Below are 12895 nucleotides of genomic sequence, written 5' to 3' on the forward strand. Positions count from 1 at the left end.
TTCTAACTGAACCTGTCGAGGGAAGGCGGAGGGGATCGTGAACGAGTCGGAGGCGGCAACGCCCAGGCAGCGCTACCGCGCCCAGGTGCGGGAGGAAGTCAAGAAGCACGCTTGGCAGCAGATCGCCACCGCCGGGGCCTCCGCCCTGTCCCTGAACGCCATCGCGAAGCAGATGGGCATGAGCGGGCCCGCCCTGTACCGGTACTTCGCCAACCGCGACGAGCTGATCACCGAGCTGATCAGGGACGCCTACCGCAGCCTGTCCGAAACCTTCCGCGCCCGTGCGGCCGCCGGTGCCGACCTCGGTGACCTGGCCCGCACCCTGCGCACCTGGGCCCTGGCCGACCCCCAGCGCTACCTGCTGCTCTACGGCACCCCCGTGCCCGGCTACCAGGCGCCCGAGGACACCGCCCGCACCGCGGACGAGGTCATGTCCGTCATCCTCGACGCCTGCGGTGCCGACGGGCTCCCCGCCCTGCCGCAGTCACCGCTCCAGGCGCACCTGGCCGACCATCAGGCCTGGACCGGCCAACACCCGGCCGGGGCACCGGCGTTGCAGCGCGCCCTGACCTTCTGGACCCGCCTCCACGGCGTGCTCTCCCTCGAACTCGCCGGCCAGTTCACCGGCATGGGATTCGACCCGGCCCAGCTCTACGCCGCCGAAGCGCAGGCCATCGCGGGCCGCTGACAACCGCGAATCATACGCACACGCGCTGTGCGGCGTGAGGCTTCTCCCCCGAGCCGGCTGCCGATCCGGGCCGCTGACCGCCGGCAGCACTAACTCCGTTCGCCCTGGGGGGACATGAGTGACGCCAGCACGGTGGGCTGCACCGCGCCGGCGGCGGCGGAGCCGAGCAGCAGGCCGGTCAGATCATGGGCTCGCGCCTGCTCACCGGTCGGCGTCGCCGCCGTGATGCGGTCCAGTCGGAAGCCTCGACCGGCCCGCCGGGTGCGGCACCAGGCGATGAGGTACCACTTGCCGTCGGCGGTGAGCAGTCCGGCCGGTTCCACCAGGCGCTCGCTCTGCCGTCCTGCCGCGTCGACGTAGGACAGTCGCAGCACCGTGCTGTCGGCGAGGGCCCGTTCCACCGCGCTCCGGACCGACTCCGCGACCGGGGCCGGCAGCGTGACGATCCGTGCGGCGAATTCCTGGGCCGCCAGCGAGGCGGGACCGGTCATCGAGGCCGCGATCTTCTGGGTCGCCGTGCGGACCGCCCCGGCGTAGGGGGCCGCGGCGTCGGCCATCGCGAGCGCGGCGACCAACGCCGAGGCCTCCTCGGCGGTGAAGCGGATCGGGGCGAGAGTCATCGCAGGGTCGATCGACCAGCCCCCGCCACGCCCGGTAGTGGCGCGCACCGGGACACCGGCCTCCATCAGCGCCTGGAGGTCGCGCTGCACCGTGCGGGCGCTGATCTCGAACCGCGCGGCGAGCGCCGCGACCGTCAACGGCCGAGGCGCCGCCGCGCGCAACTCCTCCACCAGGGCATAGAGCCGAGTAGTGCGGTTCACGAGGCCGACGCTACCGTCCCGCGCCGACCAGGAAGTCCAGCTCCCGCTGCTGTTCCCGCTCGGTGATGGTCAGCGGGAACAGGGTGAAGCCGTGCATCGCCCCGGCGACGATTCCGAGTTGCACGGGCGCCCCCGCCGCCCGCCACCTGGCGGCCAGGAACAGCGAGTCGTCCAGCAGCGGATCCTCGGTACCGACGACCATCCGAGCGGGCGGCAGACCGGTCAGATCGGCGAACAGCGGCGAGATCTCCTGGTCGCGGCGCTGCTCCTCCGTCATCCCCGGCGTGAAGCGTTCACGACTCGCCCGGATCGAGTCGGTGTTGCTCAGCAGCCGCCGGGAACCGAACAGTCGCTGACTCGGTGTCATCGACAGGTCGTACGGGCCGAAGAGCAGGTTGGCCGCCCGGAAGGCGCCGGTGACGCCGTGCCGGTCGCGGAGCCGCAGCAGCGTCAGGACGGTCAGGTGTGCACCGGCCGATTCGCCTCCGATCAGCAGCCGCTCGGTCCCGAACTCCGCCGCGGCGTGGTCCACCAGCCACCGGGCGGCCGCTTCGCAGTCGTCGGGTCCGGCGGGGAACGGGTGCTCCGGCGCCAGCCGGTACTCCACGCTCACCACGGCCAGTCGCGCCTGCTCGGCGAGCCGCCACAGCTTCTCGTCCTGCCCGTCGGCGGAGCCGATCGCCCAACCACCGCCGTGGATGTGCAGGTACACGCCTTCGACCTGGTCCGGCACGAAGGTCCGGACCGTCACCCCGCCCGTGACCACGCGGTCCTGGCCCTGCGCCAGTCGCACCGGTGGCGTGTCACCGCCGAGCCGGTTGCGCCGCAGCAGCGCCAGCACGTCTGCGTCGGGCACTTGCCCACGAGCTGCGCGGCTCGCGGCAACAGCTTCGAACTGGGCGTTGAACGCCAGGGTTTCGGCGAGGCAGTCCTCATCAGTGATCGTCATGCACCGATGGTCGCAATCGTCCGCGACAGCGTAGTGTCACCCTTTTCCTGTGAGCCGTGTCACATCACCGGTGTACGAGCGAAGCCGACGCAGTGGTTCACCCCGGCCGGGTCGAGGGCGCTCCGCACCCAACCGCCACCTCGGCTGCCAGGCGGGTGACTTCTTCATGGCCGGAGCGGCCCCGGAGTGGCGGTTTCGCGTTGCTGAGGGATAGTACGGGGTGCAGTGTCCCCAAATGTGCGAGGTCGACCGTGAGTATCAGTGACTGGATCGCTGGGACCACCCGTGAGGTGAAGTCCCGGCCGCTGTCGGGCGGCCCGGGGTACGCCGCCGTGGCGCGGCGCACGTATGCGGCGGGTGCCGAAGAGGTGTGGGCGGCGGTCGCCACACCGGAAGGGGTCGCACAGTGGTTCCTGCCGGTCTCCGGTGACTTGCGGCAGGGCGGCACGTTCCAACTGGAAGGCCACGCGGGCGGCGACATCGTGGAGTGCACGCCGCGGCGGCGACTGCGCCTGACGTGGGTCTTCGGGGACGCACCGGCCAATGAGGTCGTGGTGACCCTCTCGCCCGCTGAAGACGGCCGGACCACGCTTGAGTTGGAGCATGCGGCGCCCGTGGCGGGCGACGGGGTGTCCGAGTTCGTGCTGGCGGTGGGCGCGGGGTGGGATCCGGCCCTGGTCGCACTCGGGCAGCACCTCGCGGACGAACTCCTCGACAAGCAGTGGTGGTTCGAGTCTGCCGAGGCCCGACAGTTCACCCGGGAGTCGGTCCGCGCCTGGGCCGACGTGCTCAACCGGCAGCGGATCGCCGACCCCGCCGTGATCGCCAAGGACGCCGACGAGACCCTCGCGTTCTACCTCGGCGAGTAGCCGCCCGCGGCTTCCTCGGCCGGGATCCTGCAAGAGGCGTGCAGAACGCCCTGTCAGTTCCTCGGGACGGTGTTTCCCTGTGCTGGGCGGGGGTGTCACGCCTTGTGCGTCCGGCTCGCCGGGGTGTCACCCGTCAAGGGTGCTCGGCACCCGCACAAGCGGGCCACATCCATGGCAATCCGTGTCGTCCACAAGCTTGCGGCGGCTCCTCGCTGCGCGCGGTAGCGAGGAGCCGCCGCGGGGTCAGCTGGTGAAGTCGGCGAGGTGGTCGAATTCGCCGGCCTTGACACCCTGCAGGAACTTGGCGAACTTCAACGGGGTGGTACGGACGATGACCTCGCCATCGTTCGACTCGCGGAGCTCGACCAGACCGTCGGCCGTACGCACCTCCACACAGTTGTCGTGGTTGGCGGAGTAGCTGGACTTTTGCCACGGTGAGCTATGCATTCTTGCTTTCCACTTCGTCCTTGACGTACCGGATGAGGTCCCGCGACTCCCCTTCAGCGAGAGCACTGGACTCCATCTGAGCAATGAGGGCTCGGAACCTCGCCAGGTGAGCCAGGGCGTCTAAGAGTTGGCCGCCATGACCCGTATCCATCTGTGCGAAGTCCAGTTCGGTGATCGGACCAGCCAGGTAAGCGTAATTCTCACTCGGACTGGACAGAACGGCTGCGTCGAACCGCCGACGACGCGACGGCCGAATGGTCCTCCGGATCAGCTCCAGCAGACCTGAAACCCGGTCGGCAGGCTCACGCTCGGCGCGCAATCGTGATGATCTCGCGGCTGTCGGCGGTGATCGGGGTCCGGTCCCAGTTTCCGTACTGCGCCTCGATCTCGAAGCTGGCCTCGGCCAGGAAGGCGTTGAGGGCGGCGACGCCGAGGAAGCGCAGGCTCTCGGTGAAGACCCGGAGCACCGTGCGGTCCCGCTCGGCCACCGTGCCGGTGATGTTGACGATGTCACCCTCGATGGAGTCGACGTCGTGCCAGTAAAGAAGCGGGCGGCCCGAGGCGTCGGTGATCTCGGACTCGTCCTCCGGGTTGGTGCGGCTCCAGCCCTCCCAGGCGCGTGCCTGCGGATGGCGGGTCTCGAACGCGAAGCGGCCGCCGGGGCGGAGCGCGCCGTGGATGGCGGCGAGCGAGAGGCGCACGTCCTCGTCGGTGAGCAGGTTCTGGAAGGCGTGGCCGGTCATCGTGGCGAGCTCGAAGTCGGCGCCCTGCTCGGCCTGCGCCGCGACAGCCTCCACCCACACGACGTCCTCGCGTCGCCGGGCTCGGTCCAGCGCGGAGCGGTCCGGGTCGAGGCCGACGAGGCGGCCGGTGTGACCCTTGCGCCGGGCCAGGTGGAGCATGCTGCCGGTGCCGCAGCCGAGGTCCAGCACGGACTCGGCGCCCATCACCAGCGGGAAGTAGAAGGCGTCGTCGGCCCCTCGGTCCGGGTCCCAGGGGTTCAGCAGGTCGTAGAGCGCGGCGGCGTCGGCGTCTGAGAACATCCGGTCAGTCTCGGGCGGCTGCCAGCACTCCCACAACCGAAAAACGAGCTGACGTCACGTCATACTCTTTTGTTGCCTGGGGCTTAGACGGACAAACTGCGACTCTGTCCTGAACAACCGACGTTCGCCTGGCACCGATTGCGCGATGGTCTGACCAGCGCCCGGCGGCGTCAGTCGCGTCGGTTCGGCCCGATGACGGAGACGACGACGAGTGCCAGGATCATGGCGGTGAAGACGATCAGGAACCCTCGGAACCCCTCGGAGCTGGTGGGCAGCCAGCCCTGCAACAGCCCGATCAGCAGCACGATGTCGAGCACGACCGCGATGGCGAACCCTGGACGCTTCATCCCTTCTCCCTCGTTCCTTCGCAACATACCCGGGTGCGGCGTCTCCCGGGCGGCTCCGCCGGAATGCGGCTCCAGGCGGGTCCGGTAGCGTCATCGACTCATGGATGCGAGTTCAGAGTTCGAGATGATCGATGTCCCTGCGGGGCGGGTCGTCCTGTCGGACCGGCGGACGCGGCACAGCTGGGCGGTTGAGCTGTCGCCCTACCAGTTGGCGGCGTACCCGATCACCGAAGGGTTGTACGCCCGGATCACCGACCGGCGGCCGAGCGCCGCCCCCGGGGAGCGGCTCCCCGTGGAGGGCGTGTCCTGGTGGGACACCGTACGGTTCTGCAACACCCTGTCCCAGCGTGACGGATTCTCGCCCGCCTACCGTTTCCAGGCTGACGGAGAAGGCATCGAGTGGGACGCGTCCGCCGATGGGTACCGGCTGCCTACCGAGGCGGAGTGGGAACACGCCTGCCGCGCCGGCACCGCTGGACCGCGCTACGGCCCCCTCGACGAGGTCGCCTGGTACCGAGGCAACTCGCACGAGCAGATCCACGAAGTACGCCGCAAGCGGCCCAACGCATGGGGCTTTCACGACATGCTCGGCAACGTCTGGGAGTGGTGCTGGGACGTCTATGACGCCGATGTCTACGGCAGTTACCGCGTACTGCGCGGCGGTGGTTGGTTCGACGAGCACTGGAGCTGCCGGGCGTCCGTCCGGCGCCGCAGCCACCCGAGCTTCCGGGTCGACGATGTGGGGTTCCGCATCGCGCGCTCCGTGGCGCGCTGATCGCCCGGTGGTGCCACCGCTCGCGCGCCTTCGCCCATCTGATTGGGCGTCAGAGCTATCGCCTGGCAACTGCTTTGGGGCCCGTCCGTAAACCACTGGCCGATCACATCGCCCCGGGGGAAGCTGGGCCCCATGACGACAACCTTGATCACCGGGGCCAACAAGGGACTCGGTTACGAGACCGCCCGCCGCCTGATCGCCGCGGGCCACACCGTCTACCTGGGGGCGCGCAACGCCGAGCGGGGCGCGACGGCCGCGGCCGAGCTGGGCGCCCGGTTCGTTCAACTCGATGTCACCAACGACGCGTCGGTCGCGTCAGCCGTCGCCGTCATTGATGCCGAGGGCGGCCTGGACGTTCTGGTCAACAACGCCGGCATCGAGGTGCGGTCACCCGAGGGCGGCATCATCGGCGCCGCGGAGCTGACCGCCGACGTGCTGCGGGAGGTGTTCGAGACCAACGTCTTCGGCCTGGTCCGGGTGACCCACGCCTTCCTGCCGCTGCTGGAGCGCTCCGCCGCCCCGGTGGTGGTGAACGTCAGCAGCGGCCTGGCCTCGCTGGCCCGGGCCGGCCAGGGCTACCCGGGGGCCGCCTACCCGGCTTCCAAGACCGCCGTCAACATGCTCACCGTGCAGTTCGCCAACGCGTTCCCGCTGATGCGGATCAACGCCGTGGAGCCCGGCTACACCGCGACGGACCTCAACCGGCACGCGGGCACGCAGACCGTCGAGCAGGGCGCGGAGATCATCGTTCGGATGGCTCAGCTGGGGCCGGACGGTCCGACCGGCGGCTACTTCGACGCGGCGGGCCGGCTGCCCTGGTAGGCGACGGGGCACCACGACACGGTCCACGACGCCGTTCGACACCCGGGCCGTGACGCGGCAGCGGTCGCACGGGTCCCTCGGGTGCGATCCAGGAGCCGGGCCCGTGGGCCAGTGCGGTCTCGACCGTTCCCGCCGTCCGAGGCGTCGCGCGTGCACGGGCTCATCCGCCGGGTTCTCGTATCGTTCTTCGGGAGCGCTGCCGAGAACGGCGACGCGATCGTGACCAGGTCCGCCCAGCGCACCCACCGAGGGAGACCAACCCCGTGCCCGATCCGACAGTCGCGGTCTTCTCCCTCGGCGGCACCATCGCCATGACCACCGACCCGGCCACCGGGGGTGTGGTGCCCGCGCTCTCCGCGCAGGAACTGCTCGACGCCGTGCCCGCTCTCCAGGACCTCCCCCTCGGCCTCCGCGTCCACGACTTCCGACGCCTCCCCGGCGCCTCCCTCACCTTCGACGACGTCACCGCCCTCTGCGCCGCCATCGCAACCGCCTTCCAGGCCGGCTGTGTCGGCGCGGTGGTCACTCAAGGAACCGACACCATCGAGGAGACGGCCTACCTCCTCGACCTCCTCCATCCGAACGCCGACTCCCCCATCGTCGTCACCGGCGCCATGCGCAACCCCACCCAGCCCGGTGCGGACGGCCCGGCCAACCTCCACGCAGCCGTCATCGCCGCCGCCTCGCCCCGACTTCGGGGCGCCGGCGCCGTGGTGGTGCTCAACGACGAGATCCACGCGGCTCGCGCCGTCCGCAAGTCCCACAGCGTCAGCCCGGCCGCGTTCACCTCCCCGGCCACCGGACCATTGGGACGCGTGTACGAGGGCCGCGTCCACCTCCACACCCCTCTTCCCGGGCAACGTCTCCGCACCCCGGGAGAGTTGAGGGAGCCGGCGCCGCGCGTCGGCCTCTACACCGCCACCCTCGGCGACGACGGCACCCTCCTCGCCGCCATGGCCGACGCCTGCGACGGGCTCGTCATCGCCGCCTTCGGCGTCGGCCACGTTCCGCGGGACTTCGTCGCCGTCCTGCAGCGCACCGCGGCCCGCATCCCGGTGGTCCTCGCCAGCCGCATCGGCAACGGGCCGGTCCTGGAGGCGACTTACAGCTTCCCGGGTTCGGAGAAGGACCTCCTGCGACGCGGCCTGATCCGGGCCGGCCACCTCGACCCCTACAAGGCCCGGCTGCTCCTGCACGTCCTGCTCGCCCAGGGCCGCACCAGCGCCGACATCGCCGGCGCCTTCGACGCCACCACCAACCCCTGAGTGGTGACCGTCGTCGAAAAAGGTTGGAAGGATGGTCACCGCACTGATAGCTTCTCAGTCGACCGCGACACCGCCCGAGGAGGTGAGACCCAGATGAACGCCACAACCATGTGGGTGCTCCCCCTGTCGTCACGGTCGGGCGAATGACGTAGGCATCGCCGGGAGCGCCTCGACACCAAGGCACTTCCGAAAGGCCACAGCCATGTCTCCTCTCCGGTTCACCAATGAGTCGTCGTCGAACGGCATGATCGAGCGCGACTTCACCCTGGGCGACGTCCCGGGCGTCCTCTGGTCCCCCGCATCCGGCGGTGACCCCGCGCCGTTGATCCTGATGTGCCACGGCGGCGGCAACCACAAGAAGCACCCGGCGATGTCGGGCCGGGCGCAGCGCTTCGTGACCGGCTGCGGCTTCCACGTCGCCGTCATCGACACGCCCGGTCACGGCGATCGGCCGGTCACGGCGCACGACGAGGCAGAGGTCGCCGCGCTGTTCGCGGCGCGGGCTGCGGGCGAGCCGGAGGGCCCGATCGTGGTGCGCTACAACGCCCACCTGGCGGAGCTCGCCGTGCCCGAGTGGCGGGCGACCCTGGACGCCCTCCAGCAGCTCCCGGAGATCGGCGCCAACGGCCCGGTCGGCTTCTTCGGCATCAACATGGGCACCGCGATCGGGGTGCCGCTGGTGGCGATCGAGCCCCGGATCAAGGCCGCGGTCTTCGGCCAGCACTGGCCCGATGTCCTGGTCGACAAGGCGAAGCAGATCACCATCCCGATCGAGTTCGACATGCAGTGGGACGACGAGCACATCTCCCGCGAGGACAGCCTCCAGCTGTTCGACGCCTTCGCCTCGACGGAGAAGACGCTGCACGCCAACTCGGGCAAGCACAAGGAGCTGCCCCGCTTCGAGGCCGACAGCGCGGTCCACTTCTTCGCCCGGCACTTCGGCCGGCCGGCCACCTCGCCGGCCTGACGTGCGCGCCGTTGCGGCGTCCGGCACACCGGCCGGGTGCCGCGACGCGCCCACTGTTCACGCGGGCGGCGTCGACCCCGGGGCCAGGTACGCACAACGGCACCTGGGTCGGCCCCGGCATCGACGACGGCGACTACGACACGGGCACTGACTTCTGATCAGCACTGGGCGTCCAGCGGTTCTCGGAGCAGCCACAGGTGATCTGCGCCACACGGCGTCACATTGCGCGCTGGCGCGGTGTCCTGAGGTCGACCTCATGGAACGAAGGAGCGCTCATGAACCTCGCACTGTGGATCGCCGCCGGCCTGCTCGCCCTTGTCGCCCTGACCGGCGGCGTCAACAAGACCCTCGTGCCCAAGGCGAATCTGGCCAAGGCCCCTGGCGGGGAGTGGACCGGGCAAGCGGGTGTCGGCTTCGTGAATGCCCTCGGCATCCTCGAACTCCTAGCTGCCCTCGGCCTGCTCAGTACTTCGCTGACCACGATCAACGGCAGCCCCGCGCTCGCCCTGCACCTGGACGGCGAGCTCGACGGGGTGCTGGCGATCCGGATCGACGGCGACCTCATCAGCGGCCTGTACTACGTTCGCAACCCGGAGAAGCTGACCCGGGTCACGACGGAGACCGCACTCACCCTGCGCTGACCGCAGTGGACGGGGCAACTCCGGTAGAATCCCTCGGAGTTGCCCCGCTGCCTCTCATCTCAGTCCTCGGCGACGAAGTCGCCCTGGATGTTCTCCTTGACCCACGCCCTGGCCTGCGCCCGTTCCACCACACGCTGTGCGGTGATGATCACCCGGTTCCCCGGGCTGACGGGCTGTCCGAAGTCGTCGGGATCGTCCCAACTCCTTGACAGAGCGCGCCGGACACGGAACATGAGACCATCCCTGTCCCTCACCGACCCCCACCGAGGAGAACCACCATGCCCGACTGGACCGGCGGCGGCGCCAACCCCGACACCACGACCGAAGCGGTCACCGAAGAGACCCCCGCCGAAGAGCCCGCCCAGGACTCCCCAGACACCGGCGCCGACGCCGGCGCCCCCGCCAGCTGACCAACTGCCCCGCCAGCCGAGGAGATCGCGCCAGCAGTACCGATCCCATTCCCCGGCGTCCCGCCCGTCTCCCCCTCTCCCCCGCCCCTCACACCACCCGCGGCTCGCGCCTGCGCTCCTTCGCCCGCCGCCGGCGCGCACGGCGTTCCAGCGCCGGGGGCTCCCCGGCCGAGGACGCCACCTGGAGGCGCAGTTCCAGCGGCAGCTCACCGCCCACCGCGCCGTACGCGTAGGTCAGCGGGCCGCGCTGGAAGGCCACCACGGCCGCCGACGGGTCGCTGCCCGGCTTCAGCAGCAGTTGCGCCCTCAGCCTGGCCCGCCGGCGAGCCAGGTGCGGGTGCCCGAGCAGGCGGACCCGGGCCGCCGTCACCTCGGGCAGGTGGAGCGCCGCCTCCTGCACCGCACGGCTGAGCGCCGGGCCCCGCAGGCGCAGCCGCAGGCCCGGTGTGCCGTGCGTGGGCAGTTCGATCTCGGCCGGTTCGGGGCGCCGCAGCTGCGCGGCCAACCAGCACACCGACAGCACCACCAGTAGCGCGAACCCCGCCACCACCGCCGGCCACCACCAGCCGCGGTCGCGCCACCGGGTGCGCGAGGCGGTGCTGAGCACCGGCTGGTGCGGTGAGATGAGCGGCCACCAGGACGGCGGCGTGACCGCCAGCCGGTGGTAGACGTCGAAGCCCCCCACCAGCACCAGCAGCGCTCCGATCAGCAGCACCGCCCCGATCACCGCGAGCAGCACCCGGTTCACCGTGGTCCGATTCACCAGCAACCTCCTCCGACGGGCCGGTCACTGCCTGTGCGGCCGGTGCCGGGCCCGCCGCCCGCGCACCTTGAGATCGGGTCGCCGCACCAGGCCGATCCGGTCGAGCTCCTCGTTCAGCACCACGCCCGCCCGGTCGAAGTCGGCGCTGCCGTGCACGGTGACCCGGGCCCGCCGTCGGCCGACCCGGACCCGGGCGGACGCCACCATCGGCTCGGCGCAGACCCGCCACTCCAGCAGCGCGGCGACGCCGAGCCGGTCGACCACTGTGTCGGGCGCCTGGCGCAGCGGCAGCCAGCGCCGCTCGCCCGGCCCCAGGGCCAGTACCAGCAGCCACACCCCGAGCGAGGCCACCACCGCCGCCCCGGCGAGCACCCAGGCCGAGTCCAGGTGACGGGTGGCCAGTTGGTCGGCGAGCCAGTGGCGCCAGCTGCCGGGGTGGTGGCCGGTCCACTCCGACACCGCGTCATAGAGCAGCACTCCCGACGCGGCCAGCACCGCCAGTGCGACCAGCGCCGACGCCCGGGTGCGCGGCGACCGGAGCCGCCGGTGCGGCGGGGCCTGCGCCTCACTCCCCATCGAACAGTCCGACCGGCACCAGGTGCTCCACCGTCACGTCCACCTCCCGCACCTCGATCCCGGCCATCCGGCCCACCCGCTCGGCCACCCGCGCCCGCACCGCCTCGACCCAGGCCGCCAGGTCACCGGGGAACGGCAGGTCCAGCCGGATCCACACCCGGGCGCCTCGCCCGACCACGGTCACCGAGACCCTCGGGCGGCCGCCGACCGGATCGGGCCCGAGCGCCTCCTGGGCGGCGCGCTCGGCGATCCGCTGCAGCACCCGGTCGGCGATCCGCAGCCGGCCGCGCCGTGCGGGTGGGGTGCCCGCGCCGGTGCGCCGCTCCCGCCCGGCCGGCAGCGGGTGGTCCGCCGCCGCCATCAGCGGCGCCGGTCGTGGCTGCGCAGCAGGTCGCCGAGGTCGCCCATGTCGAGGTCGCTCTCCATCAGCCGCCCGACCACGAAGCCGACGGCTCCGAGGGCGAGGACCAGCAGGAAGGCGGCGAAACCGCCGAAGTAGCCGGCGAACCCCAGGGCCATGCCGATCAGCAGGCCGAGGTGGGCGAGATTCATCAGGTACTCCCGAGCGCTCTGGATGGTGTGGCAGTTACTGGACCCGGCCCCGCCGTGGGGAGGGGGAGATCAGCTCCTCCTCCTCTTCCGGCTCGTCCGGCAGGTGGACGTCGTTGACCGCGATGTTGACCTCGACCACTTCGAGGCCGGTGAGCCGTTCCACCGCGCTGATGATGTTGCGCCGCACCGCGGCCGCCAGCTCGGGGATCACCGCTCCGTACTCGACGACCAGGGCGATGTCGATCGCGGCCTGCCGCTCGCCCACCTCGGCCTTGATGCCGCGCGAGACGCTGCTCCGGCCGCCCGAGCCCCGGTCCCACATCGCGCCGAGGGTGCGGGCCAGACCCGAGCCGAGCGCGTGGATCCCGGGCACCTCACGAGCTGCCATGCCGGCGATCTTCCCGACGACACCGTCGGCCATCACCGTCCGACCGCGCTGCTCGGCCTCGGTCGGGCTGCCGTGCGGCGCGTGCGGTTTGGTGATCAGATCGGACGGCTTGGGGGTCTCGGGCATGAGGGTGCCTCCGGCGGTGTCGCTCCAGCTATACCGTAATCAGCACCAACTCTGACATTTCGCCACGGAACGTGCCCCTGGAAGCGGACCACGCGCACACGAACAGCCTCCCCGTCAGCGGACCTCCTCGTACTCCGGGACGGCGCTCGGCGCACTCCGGACCTCCGGACGCATGGTCAGGACGAGCAGGGCCGGCCCGGCGAAGAACACCGCGGCGACCAGGCCGACGACGTGCAGGCCGGCGGTGGAGGCCGCCCGTGCGGTCTGCAGCAGCGCCGCGCCCTGGTCGGCCGGCAGGCGGTGGGCGGCGCCGACCGCGCCGGCCGGCGAGTCGGAGGTGCCGTGCGTCCGGTGCCGGTAAACCACCGCCGCCAGGAGGCCCAGGAGTGCGAAGCCCAACGAGCCGCCGAAGTAGTTGCCCGTCTCCGACACCGCTGCCGCCGAAC

The 12895-nt window shown here is 71.2% G+C and carries 20 protein-coding genes; 8 read left to right on the forward strand and 12 right to left on the reverse strand.

Annotated features, from left to right (window positions below):
* Positions 1-37 precede the first annotated feature (37 nt).
* A complete protein-coding gene (locus tag LN042_RS14310) occupies positions 38-688 on the forward strand; it encodes a TetR/AcrR family transcriptional regulator (protein WP_230051569.1) in 651 nt (216 codons plus the stop codon).
* A gap of 89 nt (positions 689-777) precedes the next feature.
* Here the strand turns inward: LN042_RS14310 and LN042_RS37725 are convergent, their stop codons facing one another.
* Positions 778-1509 (reverse strand): helix-turn-helix transcriptional regulator, encoded by a 732-nt coding sequence (locus LN042_RS37725; RefSeq protein ID WP_230051570.1) that lies wholly within the window; start codon positions 1507-1509, stop codon positions 778-780.
* A gap of 10 nt (positions 1510-1519) precedes the next feature.
* Positions 1520-2458, reverse strand: coding sequence for an alpha/beta hydrolase (locus LN042_RS14320; RefSeq protein ID WP_230051571.1), 939 nt, complete (start codon positions 2456-2458; stop codon positions 1520-1522).
* 251 nt (positions 2459-2709) lie between these two features.
* Here LN042_RS14320 and LN042_RS14325 point away from each other — a divergent pair, with 251 nt between their 5' ends.
* Positions 2710-3327, forward strand: a complete 618-nt coding sequence (locus LN042_RS14325; protein WP_230051572.1) for an SRPBCC domain-containing protein — start codon at positions 2710-2712, stop codon at positions 3325-3327.
* 243 nt (positions 3328-3570) lie between these two features.
* Here the strand turns inward: LN042_RS14325 and LN042_RS14330 are convergent, their stop codons facing one another.
* From LN042_RS14330 to LN042_RS14340, 3 genes are all read right to left on the reverse strand, one after another.
* Positions 3571-3774, reverse strand: a complete 204-nt coding sequence (locus LN042_RS14330; RefSeq protein ID WP_230051573.1) for a DUF397 domain-containing protein — start codon at positions 3772-3774, stop codon at positions 3571-3573.
* A 302-nt stretch (positions 3775-4076) separates the two neighbouring features.
* Positions 4077-4817, reverse strand: coding sequence for a class I SAM-dependent methyltransferase (locus LN042_RS14335; protein WP_230051574.1), 741 nt, complete (start codon positions 4815-4817; stop codon positions 4077-4079).
* Positions 4818-4987: 170 nt separating this feature from the next.
* Complete coding sequence (locus LN042_RS14340; RefSeq protein WP_230051575.1) at positions 4988-5164, reverse strand: hypothetical protein; 177 nt, start codon at positions 5162-5164, stop codon at positions 4988-4990.
* A gap of 100 nt (positions 5165-5264) precedes the next feature.
* Here LN042_RS14340 and LN042_RS14345 point away from each other — a divergent pair, with 100 nt between their 5' ends.
* The 5 genes from LN042_RS14345 (at position 5265) to LN042_RS37285 (ending at position 9634) form a co-directional block, all read left to right on the forward strand.
* Positions 5265-5939, forward strand: a complete 675-nt coding sequence (locus LN042_RS14345; protein ID WP_230051576.1) for a formylglycine-generating enzyme family protein — start codon at positions 5265-5267, stop codon at positions 5937-5939.
* Between the two features lie 132 nt (positions 5940-6071).
* A complete protein-coding gene (locus LN042_RS14350) occupies positions 6072-6761 on the forward strand; it encodes an SDR family NAD(P)-dependent oxidoreductase (RefSeq protein WP_230051577.1) in 690 nt (229 codons plus the stop codon).
* 263 nt (positions 6762-7024) lie between these two features.
* Positions 7025-8026, forward strand: coding sequence for an asparaginase (locus tag LN042_RS14355; protein WP_230051578.1), 1002 nt, complete (start codon positions 7025-7027; stop codon positions 8024-8026).
* Between the two features lie 202 nt (positions 8027-8228).
* Positions 8229-8993 carry an alpha/beta hydrolase family protein gene (locus LN042_RS14360; RefSeq protein WP_230051579.1) on the forward strand — a complete coding sequence of 255 codons (765 nt, stop codon included), beginning with the start codon at positions 8229-8231 and terminating at the stop codon, positions 8991-8993.
* A 275-nt stretch (positions 8994-9268) separates the two neighbouring features.
* Positions 9269-9634: a DoxX family protein gene (locus LN042_RS37285; protein WP_283843729.1), complete on the forward strand. Its 366-nt coding sequence runs from the start codon at positions 9269-9271 to the stop codon at positions 9632-9634.
* 59 nt (positions 9635-9693) lie between these two features.
* Here LN042_RS37285 and LN042_RS14375 read toward each other — a convergent pair whose 3' ends face one another.
* Positions 9694-9867, reverse strand: a complete 174-nt coding sequence (locus LN042_RS14375) for a hypothetical protein (protein WP_230051580.1) — start codon at positions 9865-9867, stop codon at positions 9694-9696.
* Between the two features lie 45 nt (positions 9868-9912).
* Between LN042_RS14375 and LN042_RS37290 the strand changes: the two genes are divergently transcribed.
* A complete protein-coding gene (locus LN042_RS37290; protein WP_283843730.1) occupies positions 9913-10044 on the forward strand; it encodes a hypothetical protein in 132 nt (43 codons plus the stop codon).
* A gap of 88 nt (positions 10045-10132) precedes the next feature.
* Here the strand turns inward: LN042_RS37290 and LN042_RS14380 are convergent, their stop codons facing one another.
* The 6 genes from LN042_RS14380 to LN042_RS14405 form a co-directional block, all read right to left on the reverse strand.
* Positions 10133-10807: an Asp23/Gls24 family envelope stress response protein gene (locus tag LN042_RS14380; RefSeq protein ID WP_230051581.1), complete on the reverse strand. Its 675-nt coding sequence runs from the start codon at positions 10805-10807 to the stop codon at positions 10133-10135.
* Between the two features lie 24 nt (positions 10808-10831).
* Positions 10832-11383, reverse strand: coding sequence for a DUF6286 domain-containing protein (locus LN042_RS14385; RefSeq protein WP_230051582.1), 552 nt, complete (start codon positions 11381-11383; stop codon positions 10832-10834).
* The gene (locus LN042_RS14390; RefSeq protein ID WP_230051583.1) at positions 11373-11744 is read right to left on the reverse strand and encodes an Asp23/Gls24 family envelope stress response protein; all 372 of its coding nucleotides are present in this window, start codon (positions 11742-11744) and stop codon (positions 11373-11375) included. The genes LN042_RS14385 and LN042_RS14390 overlap by 11 nt, the downstream gene beginning before the upstream one ends.
* A complete protein-coding gene (locus LN042_RS14395) occupies positions 11744-11935 on the reverse strand; it encodes a hypothetical protein (RefSeq protein WP_230051584.1) in 192 nt (63 codons plus the stop codon). The genes LN042_RS14390 and LN042_RS14395 overlap by 1 nt, the downstream gene beginning before the upstream one ends.
* A 34-nt stretch (positions 11936-11969) precedes the next feature.
* Positions 11970-12449: an Asp23/Gls24 family envelope stress response protein gene (locus LN042_RS14400; protein WP_230051585.1), complete on the reverse strand. Its 480-nt coding sequence runs from the start codon at positions 12447-12449 to the stop codon at positions 11970-11972.
* Between the two features lie 114 nt (positions 12450-12563).
* Complete coding sequence (locus tag LN042_RS14405) at positions 12564-12881, reverse strand: hypothetical protein (RefSeq protein WP_230051586.1); 318 nt, start codon at positions 12879-12881, stop codon at positions 12564-12566.
* Between the last annotated feature and the right edge of the window lie 14 nt (positions 12882-12895).

The organism is Kitasatospora humi (assembly GCF_020907985.1).
GTDB classification, from domain to species: Bacteria; Actinomycetota; Actinomycetes; order Streptomycetales; family Streptomycetaceae; genus Kitasatospora; species Kitasatospora humi.

Excerpts from the sequence above, each read along its gene's own strand:
- LN042_RS14375 (WP_230051580.1), bottom strand. The coding sequence starts at position 9,867 with ATGTTCCGTGTCCGGCGCGCTCTGTCAAGGAGTTGGGACGATCCCGAC.
- LN042_RS14320 (WP_230051571.1), bottom strand. The coding sequence starts at position 2,458 with ATGACGATCACTGATGAGGACTGCCTCGCCGAAACCCTGGCGTTCAAC.
- LN042_RS14385 (WP_230051582.1), bottom strand. The coding sequence starts at position 11,383 with ATGGGGAGTGAGGCGCAGGCCCCGCCGCACCGGCGGCTCCGGTCGCCG.
- LN042_RS37290 (WP_283843730.1), top strand. The coding sequence starts at position 9,913 with ATGCCCGACTGGACCGGCGGCGGCGCCAACCCCGACACCACGACCGAA.
- LN042_RS14335 (WP_230051574.1), bottom strand. The coding sequence starts at position 4,817 with ATGTTCTCAGACGCCGACGCCGCCGCGCTCTACGACCTGCTGAACCCC.
- LN042_RS37285 (WP_283843729.1), top strand. The coding sequence starts at position 9,269 with ATGAACCTCGCACTGTGGATCGCCGCCGGCCTGCTCGCCCTTGTCGCC.
- LN042_RS14390 (WP_230051583.1), bottom strand. The coding sequence starts at position 11,744 with ATGGCGGCGGCGGACCACCCGCTGCCGGCCGGGCGGGAGCGGCGCACC.
- LN042_RS14350 (WP_230051577.1), top strand. The coding sequence starts at position 6,072 with ATGACGACAACCTTGATCACCGGGGCCAACAAGGGACTCGGTTACGAG.
- LN042_RS14400 (WP_230051585.1), bottom strand. The coding sequence starts at position 12,449 with ATGCCCGAGACCCCCAAGCCGTCCGATCTGATCACCAAACCGCACGCG.
- LN042_RS14330 (WP_230051573.1), bottom strand. The coding sequence starts at position 3,774 with ATGCATAGCTCACCGTGGCAAAAGTCCAGCTACTCCGCCAACCACGAC.
- LN042_RS14360 (WP_230051579.1), top strand. The coding sequence starts at position 8,229 with ATGTCTCCTCTCCGGTTCACCAATGAGTCGTCGTCGAACGGCATGATC.
- LN042_RS14345 (WP_230051576.1), top strand. The coding sequence starts at position 5,265 with ATGGATGCGAGTTCAGAGTTCGAGATGATCGATGTCCCTGCGGGGCGG.
- LN042_RS14340 (WP_230051575.1), bottom strand. The coding sequence starts at position 5,164 with ATGAAGCGTCCAGGGTTCGCCATCGCGGTCGTGCTCGACATCGTGCTG.
- LN042_RS14395 (WP_230051584.1), bottom strand. The coding sequence starts at position 11,935 with ATGAATCTCGCCCACCTCGGCCTGCTGATCGGCATGGCCCTGGGGTTC.